The sequence below is a fragment of the Candidatus Albibeggiatoa sp. nov. BB20 genome (assembly GCA_016744725.1).
Taxonomy (GTDB): Bacteria; Pseudomonadota; Gammaproteobacteria; order Beggiatoales; family Beggiatoaceae; genus Albibeggiatoa.
In genome coordinates this window covers 1-8322 of sequence record JADGDW010000178.1, presented here as the reverse complement: position 1 = coordinate 8322, position 8322 = coordinate 1, and the positions used below count along the sequence as shown (strand labels likewise).

The following is an 8322-nucleotide window of genomic DNA, read 5'->3' as shown; positions in this document are numbered from 1 at the left end:
ACTTTATACTAAGTATTAAGACTGCCAGCTTTTGAGGGGCTAACAGTCATAAGTTAGATATTAATCGCAAGTCGGCTATCAAAAATCTTAGATAATGTAGCCACGTTCTTGATGTAATGCCATATCCAAACCAGTTTGCTCTTGTTCTTCATCTACACGCAAGCCGATTACTAGACTGATTACACCTAAGATAATAGCACTGACTACGCCACTGTAAACAATAGTTACGATCACACTTTTAGTTTGAACAAACACTTGTTCGCTAATGGTTGTGATTTCGCCACCGAAACCTGCACCGCCGAATTGTTCTGCACAAAATACACCTGTTAGAATCGCACCGACAATCCCGCCCATGGCATGGACACCGAATACGTCTAATGAATCATCATAACCAAATAATTGTTTGATATTGGTTGCAGTGAAAAAGCAGATTACGCCAGCCGCTAAGCCGATAGCTAAAGCACCCATTGGACCTACCGAGCCTGATGCTGGAGTAATGGCAACTAAGCCTGCGACTGCACCAGATGCAATACCCAATACGCTTGGTTTTCTATGGATTGCCCATTCACTGAACATCCAAGCTAATGCTGCGGTTGCAGTTGCGATTTGAGTAACCGCCATTGCCATACCTGCTGTGCCATCAGCGGCTAACTCACTACCTGCGTTGAAGCCAAACCAACCGACCCATAACATAGATGCACCAAGAACAGTATAAGTTAAGTTATGAGGAGGCATTGCTGTAGTTGGATAACCTTTACGTTTGCCTAACATGATAGCCGCAACAAGACCTGCAATACCCGCATTAATATGTACAACTGTACCGCCTGCGAAATCTAACACGCCGTCTCCACTGAGCCAGCCACCGCCCCATACCCAATGACAGACTGGTGCATAAACGAGAGTTGCCCATAACGCCATGAAAATAAGCATTGAAGAAAATTTCATCCGTTCAGCAAATGCACCAACAATTAATGCAGGCGTAATAATCACGAATGTCATTTGAAACGTCATGAAAACAGATTCTGGAATCGTGCCGGTCATAGCGTCAACAGTAACACCTGCTAAGAACATTTTATCTAAACCACCAATAAGGAAGTTGAACTCGCCACCATCTGTGAATGCTAAGCTATATAAGCCAACTGTCCATAACACAGACATGAGAGAGGTAATTGCAAAACATTGCATTAATACAGATAATACGTTTTTACTACGCACCATACCTGCATAGAATAAAGATAAACCTGGAATCGTCATAAATAAAACTAAAGCGGTTGCGGTAAGCATCCACGCGGTGTCACCTGAATTAAGCTCATCAGCAAAGGCTAATGATGGCACTAGTGTCAGTAATAGTGCAATGAGTTTAGTTAAGTACATGGTTTAGTTTCTCCTATTAAAGTGCGTCTTTACCAATTTCGCCTGTACGAATTCGCATCACTTGTTCTAAGCCGTAAACAAAGATTTTTCCATCACCAATTTTACCAGTGTTGGCAGCCTTGCTAATCGCTTCAATGACTTGGTCTAATATATCTTCTGAAACTGCAGCTTCTACTTTGATTTTAGGTAGGAAGTCAACGACGTATTCTGCACCGCGATATAATTCTGTATGGCCTTTTTGACGGCCAAACCCTTTGACTTCTGTAACGGTAATACCTTGCACCCCGATTTCAGATAGAGCTTCGCGCACATCATCGAGTTTGAAAGGTTTGATAACGGCAGCAACCATTTTCATGAGATTGACTCCTAACCTCTGTATGTAGTGTTAAAAATCTTAAGCCAATAAAACTGGCTTTATTGGCTTGAGGGTATAACAATAAATGTGCCATTGTTATTTTTTGTTTGTTTACAAATAGATAAGTTTATTGACGCAATATAATGGGCTATTTTGGGGCGAATTATGCACTGTGGTGTAGCGAAAAATTTGAGAGCGCACTTAGATAGTGCAGGCAGAGATATTCATAAAGATAAAATAGAATAGCTTTTGCACAAATATCCTTAATTCATAAAGATTTGGCTAAATATTTTTTATCCAGCAGTGTTAAATATAAATAGGTTTTTTTGTGAGTATAAAAATAAATAGCTTTCTGTTATAATCAACGATCACCTTAGGGGGCGACATGGTTTCGACGTGGATTACAAAACCTAAGGGGCATGCCGAGGGGCAGTCACCTCGTAAATAAACTGTAAAAATTATAGTTGCAAACGATAACAACTACGCTTTAGCTGCTTAACCAGCTAACCCCTGCTTCGATATGCTTATGGATTTAAGCTAGGGGACAAACTACATGAGCTCGTGTCCATATTTGTTTGGGGTGTTGGCACTAAATCAACCAAACCAGCCGTTATATGTGCCTGCCAGTCGGCGCAGTAGGGGTTAAATTGAAGACTTGGCTAAGCATGTAGTCCCAAAGGCAGAGGATTTGCGGACGCGGGTTCGATTCCCGCCGCCTCCACCATTTTTTCCTTATATCTTTCTCGGTTCTATTCCATCAATACTTACAATATCATCCAGATTTTTTTTGCAAAATCCAAACTATTTCAATAATTTGTATTGTGTTTAAAGCAATTTCTGTTTGTTAATATTTAGCGGATTAATCAATTTGGAGTTAGTATACCGCTTTGTGTATGATTATCTATACCAGCCTTTTGTGCCGTCATGATGATTAACAGGCTATCATTTGAGGTGCTAAGGAAATATAAGGATTAGGAAAACGGAAAAGCTTATTTATTATAGATAATGTAATGGACTAGGCTCTAGCTTGAACTGGCTCAATATCATTATTCCATAAAGGGGCGAATATAATCACAAATTTCATCCACCATAAACTCTTTTGCCATTTGATGTAATTCTTGAGTTAATGGCCGTAATTGCTTATCTTGTTGCTCTATTTTTTCTAAATAATTTACAATTTCTTGTACATCTCCCATCATACCTAAATCAAATAAAATCTCAGCTTGCTCTCGAGTTAGGCTTATGTCACTTAAATTAATATTGTCTTGCTCAATATCATCATCATCCTGTTTCGCAGCATAAATCCAATCTAGGGATAAATATTGTTGTAAATAATCTAATAAAGTTTTTAATTGTAACGGTTTAGCAACAAAAGCATTGCAACCTGCATCAAAGCTTTTTTGTTGATGATCTTCAAATACGTCAGATGAAATCACAATCATGGGTATGGTCTTATGTTTTAAGCTGTTACGAACGTGGCGCATCATTTCAAACCCATCCATCACAGGCATATTTAGCTCAGTCAGAATAATGTCTACGGATTGTTGAGTGAATATATTCAAACCCTGTTGACCATTTTTGGCTTCTAAAACCTGAAACCCAAGCGGTTGCAATAAATTAATAATAATCTGACGGCTGGTATTATTATCATCAATAATCAACACGGTATAGTCGGTTTGTTTATCACCTGTTGGCACATAACTCACCGCAACACTATTTGTCTCATCATTTATATCATCCTGCTGAATTTCAGGTAAATTTAAATCAAACCAAAAACAAGTACCTATACCTAGCTGACTATTAACGTGTAATTCACCGCCCATTTTTTCAATCAATTCATGGGTGATAGAAAGTCCAAGTCCCGTGCCCTGCGCCTTATAATCTTCATGACCTACTTGTTGAAAAGGTAAGAATATTTTATCTATTTCATTTTCAGCAATCCCAATCCCCGTATCCAATACTTCAAAATGCACGACATCTTGCTGGTATGTTACTTTCATGGTTACACAACCCATTTCAGTAAATTTCACCGCATTGCCAAGCAAGTTGATTAAGATTTGCCGCAGACGTTTTTCATCACCTGCAATAACTCTGGGGAGACTTGACAGAGCTTCATATTCAAAACCAATGTCCTTTTGCATGACCCGCATTTTAAATAAATCAACGATGCCTGCAATAAAATCCGCAAAATCAAATGGCTTTGAAAATAATTCAATTCGACCCGCTTCTATTTTAGCCAAATCTAATACATCATTAATTAAATTCAATAAATAATCGCCGCTACGCTGAATCACTTGAATACCTTCAGCTTGCTTCTTACTTAAATCTTCATCACGCCCCAAAATTTGTGCATAACCTAAAATCCCATTAAGTGGTGTGCGCAATTCATGGCTCATATTGGCTAGGAATGTACTTTTTGCTCGATTCGCAATTTCAGCCGCTTCTTTAGCTTGTTGTAAACGAATTTCAAATTTTTTGCGCTCAGTAATATCAATAATAAGTGCTAAGACTTTTTCATAATTGCCTTCAAAACCTGCAACTACTGAATATTGAACTGCGACATGGATTGGTTCTCCATTGATGGTACGATGAATTGTTTCGGTTTCAAAATGATTCTGACCTTGGGATAATGCTAAAAATAAGCTGCTGAAACTTTCATACGCATCAATCATTAAGTTAGATAAATATGCCATAAGTTCAGATTTATCCTGAGCTTGATATAAAGCCAATGTTGCTTGGTTTACATTGATAATTTTGATTAAGTTTAATAGTTGATATACTTGTTCTGGATTATGTGCAAAATGCTTTTCAAAATTAATCACACCTGTGGATCGTAAATAGTCAATTTGGGTTTTAACTTTCGAAAAATCTTGTTCCCACAAAGAGATAGGAGAAGAATCAAATAAATTGCGATAGCGTATTTCTCTATCACGCAACTCAGCTTCAGCTTGTTTCCGATCCGAAATATCGGTCAAAATACCGCCAATACCATATAATTTATGTGCACCATCAAACAGGGGAAAAGTGGTTGTCCAATAAGTATGCTCCCCGTTACCCCAAGCGATATTTTCCTCAGCAATAACAGGTTTTTGAGTACTTATGACTTTTTTATCAATTTTACGCAGCTCTTCAATATTTGAAAATAGGGCGTAATCAGGTTTTCCAATGATTTGCTCTTGGGGAAGATTTAATAATTTAGCCAGTTTCTGACTTGCCATCGTAATATGCCAAGAAAGGTCTTTAGCAAAAATAGCAGAGGGTGAATTATCTAAAACATTGGTTAAAATTGCTTGGCTTTCTCGCAATGCTTGTTCAGTAGATTTACGTTGCTCAATTTCCCAACTCATTAAACGGTTGACTTCAGATACTTTTTCTATCATAGAATCAATACCTGTTTGAATCATCCCTATTTCATCTTTAGCCTGAACACTGATTCTTGCATCTAAATTGCCCTGTTCAACTTGTTTTAAAAATACCAAAGTATCATCAATTCGGACACTGATGCGTCGAGTAAATAAATGAGATAATAGTAATAAACTAAAAAATAGAATCAGCGTAAAAAAGACCACAAATTTCAAATAAGTGGCTCTATGCTGGAAAATTTCATTTTTTGTGACAGAAAGTACAATTGTCCAATCCCATTTTGGTGTGGTTAAAAATACAGCATAACGAGATTGTTCTTTATAAGCATATTGAATTTCCCCATTTTTTTGTTCTATTATGGTATGTATAAATGAATAATCTAATTGTTTTTCTTTTGTAAAATCACGATGTAATATGACTTCTCCATCAGAATTGATAATATACAAATATCCAGTCTCACCATAGTGATAATGTTTGAATTTATCTAATAATTCTTGTTGTGCATTAATGATATAACTTTCAATACCCAACACACCAGAGAACTCTAAGGTTTCATAAAGCTCTGTAATTTCTTGGTTAATATTATCTATCTCTTTGCTGAAGAGTTCGCGATTAAGCTTGTAGACAATTTGATTAATTGAAAAGTAACCCATCACTACAATTGGAATGGCTAGTAGAGCAAGCAGTAAAAAGGCAAATATATTTATTTTAGTTTGTATTTTCATTCGATTATGCTCGGACGAAAGGGGAGATACCCGTCTCAGCTCAAGTTAAGTTGTCATATCTATTTTTTCATTTATCTTCGGTGCTATTTTGAATATTTAAAACCTAAGAGTTTTTTTAGATTGAGGCTTATAATAAATATCAATGTATCTATCAAGCCATTATACAATCCATCACAAAAAAACAAAATTGATAAAAATAGTTTATAAATTGAATTATGTTATAAAAAATACAATAAATATAAAAATATTAGCGCAAAATAAGAAACTATCCAGTTTAAAATTTTATGAAGCAACTGTCATTTTCAGGGTAGTTCAAGTAATCTTTAAACCATTTTTACAGTTTTTCTGGTAAAGAAAATAGCTTAGAGATTTGCTCACTGGCAATTTGATATTGCACCTTTTTTTCAGGAAGAGCCAGAATAAACTCGGGTTTAGTCGCTAAAACTGTAAATTGTAATGGCTTCACATCAGTTGTTAATAATATAGAAACCGTAGCGAAATTGCCTGTTTGTGCCTGATAAGGGCGTACACTTAAAGCTTGTAAATGTTGCCACGCTTTTATCAGACTTTGAATTGCATCTGCACTGTTATCTAAAGATTCATCTATAGGTGTTAATAATTCCCAATGATGATCTTGTAACTGGAGCGATAAATCTGGCAACGTTAAACGGGTAATAACAGGCTGATTTCCCAAGGGGAATAAACTTGCAAATAATGCAGGATTCCCTGTTAAGAAATACGAAATAGTATCAACGGTAAGATAGGCTTTGTTATTGAGTAAAACGTAACGCCGCCCATCGTTGAAAGGAGATTTAGCTCCTAAACTCAGCTCGATACCTTCGACAGTTAAACGGGTTGAAGGTTGCTCTAAACCCAATGCAGCAAAGTCAACAGGTGAGCTTAGCTGCTGATAATGTTTCGTGGTCAAAAACTGTAAAATACTGTCAATACGAAATTGATTAGCGGCTAATTGTAACGGTGCACTGATATTCCATTGTTCCTCTTGCTTTTGTAACACGATTTCAGATTCCTGCCCGTTATCATCCATTCGGCTAATCACTATCTGTTGAATCTGGTTTTTATCTATAGCTGTAAAAGATTCAATCTCGGGTGGTGCGTCTGATTTCCATTTAAGCAAAGCAATGACAGCCAATCCTAGCATGAGCAATAGTAAAGCCATATTCAATAGCATACGTTTTTGCATTTTAGGCTTTTCTCCGTTTTAACCATACAAACATACCTGTAATTAATAAACTGATAGGTAGCACAATCACGAAAAATATGGCTAGAAAATTAAAGGCTGTGGGGCTGAAGCTAAGTTTTGTATCATCGGTTGTTTGTACGGGAATATCAATAAAAGCATCATCTTGCACCAACCAATTTAACATACGCAAACTTAATTCCAAGTTGCCGCCATTTCCTATAAAAGTATTTGATACAAAATCCCCATCACCCAATATGAGTATACGTTGCTCAGTTGCAGTCTCGTTTTCTATTTCACGAGTGAGGGCGATGGCTATAGTTAAAGGCCCATCTACATCTTGCTCTTCATCAAATTGAACCTCGCCTTTTAATTCATTAATTTCTGACCAAACTTCGGGGGCTGTTGTTAATAAGTTGACTGCCTCCCATTCGTCAGAAGGCTCAAGCTGTAATCCTGCCGTTTTAGGGAATAAGCTGTCTTGTTGAAAGCCTGCCAAAATCACATGTGGCGTAATATGGGATAATGCGGGTAACACCAACATACCGGGGTTATTTGCACCGACCCAACTATTTGGATCAACTAAAATGCCTTGTGCGATAGTTAAATTAAAAGACTTAGCCACAGGTTCTAAACCGTGCAATGATTCATTGGGTTCTAACATCCATAGCAAATTGCCGCCTTGTTGCACATATTGATTGATTAAACTGGCCTCTCCCGTTAATAAATTGACTTGAGGACTGGCAATAATCAAAGTTTGGATATCACTAGGAATATCGGTTTGTTGACTCAAATTAAGTGCTTGAATTTCAAACCCTGCATTACTCAGTTCTTGACTCCATAAACCTAAATCATGGTTAGCTTGGCCTTGAGGATTACGTTCGCCATGTCCCTGTAAAAAAGCAATTTTATGTTTTTGATTACGGGCTAAACGCTGTAGCGCGGAGGAAATTTCTTGTTCGGTTAGAAATTCGACTAACTGTTGAATGGTTTCAGTACGTTCTTGATACTGAATTTCCAGCACCGCAAACAATTGTCCTTGAGGGGTCATTTTGACATTTAAGCTTTTGACTTTATCAGGTACAGTATAAGGGTCTACAAACCTGAGTTTAAAATTGTCTTTCTCGCGCTGATATTTACGAATCAAATCCCCAATCCATTTGCGACTCATTTCATCATTCTCGATATAAATCGTCATTTGAATTGGTTCTGGAAGTTGTTTTAATACCGCTTGACTGGGTGCAGTTAGGGTGTGTCTTGCATTGCGCGTCCAATCTACTTGATAAACATACTGTGTACTTAAC

5 protein-coding genes and 1 other RNA gene are annotated in these 8322 nt (G+C 37.1%); 1 reads left to right on the top strand and 5 read right to left on the bottom strand.

What is annotated here, in order from left to right:
* Positions 1 to 87: 87 nt before the first annotated feature.
* Positions 88 to 1374 (bottom strand): ammonium transporter, encoded by a 1287-nt coding sequence (locus ABXH34_RS16045; RefSeq protein WP_353572897.1) that lies wholly within the window; start codon positions 1372 to 1374, stop codon positions 88 to 90.
* 16 nt (positions 1375 to 1390) lie between these two features.
* Positions 1391 to 1729 (bottom strand): P-II family nitrogen regulator, encoded by a 339-nt coding sequence (glnK, locus tag ABXH34_RS16040; protein WP_353572896.1) that lies wholly within the window; start codon positions 1727 to 1729, stop codon positions 1391 to 1393.
* Positions 1730 to 2105: 376 nt separating this feature from the next.
* Here glnK and ssrA point away from each other — a divergent pair.
* Positions 2106 to 2453, top strand: a transfer-messenger RNA (tmRNA) gene (gene ssrA, locus ABXH34_RS16035).
* 322 nt (positions 2454 to 2775) lie between these two features.
* Here the strand turns inward: ssrA and ABXH34_RS16030 are convergent.
* From ABXH34_RS16030 to ABXH34_RS16020, 3 genes are all read right to left on the bottom strand, one after another.
* Positions 2776 to 5817 (bottom strand): ATP-binding protein, encoded by a 3042-nt coding sequence (locus ABXH34_RS16030; protein ID WP_353572895.1) that lies wholly within the window; start codon positions 5815 to 5817, stop codon positions 2776 to 2778.
* Between the two features lie 334 nt (positions 5818 to 6151).
* Positions 6152 to 7021, bottom strand: coding sequence for a DUF4340 domain-containing protein (locus tag ABXH34_RS16025; protein WP_353572894.1), 870 nt, complete (start codon positions 7019 to 7021; stop codon positions 6152 to 6154).
* A gap of 1 nt (position 7022) precedes the next feature.
* Positions 7023 to 8322, bottom strand: a 1300-nt coding sequence (locus ABXH34_RS16020; RefSeq protein WP_353572893.1) for a GldG family protein, incomplete at its 5' end; no start/stop codon positions are given.

Bases quoted from the DNA above. Each gene is read 5' to 3' on its own strand.
- ABXH34_RS16045 (WP_353572897.1), bottom strand. From the start codon at position 1,374: ATGTACTTAACTAAACTCATTGCACTATTACTGACACTAGTGCCATCA.
- glnK (WP_353572896.1), bottom strand. From the start codon at position 1,729: ATGAAAATGGTTGCTGCCGTTATCAAACCTTTCAAACTCGATGATGTG.
- ABXH34_RS16030 (WP_353572895.1), bottom strand. From the start codon at position 5,817: ATGAAAATACAAACTAAAATAAATATATTTGCCTTTTTACTGCTTGCT.
- ABXH34_RS16025 (WP_353572894.1), bottom strand. From the start codon at position 7,021: ATGCAAAAACGTATGCTATTGAATATGGCTTTACTATTGCTCATGCTA.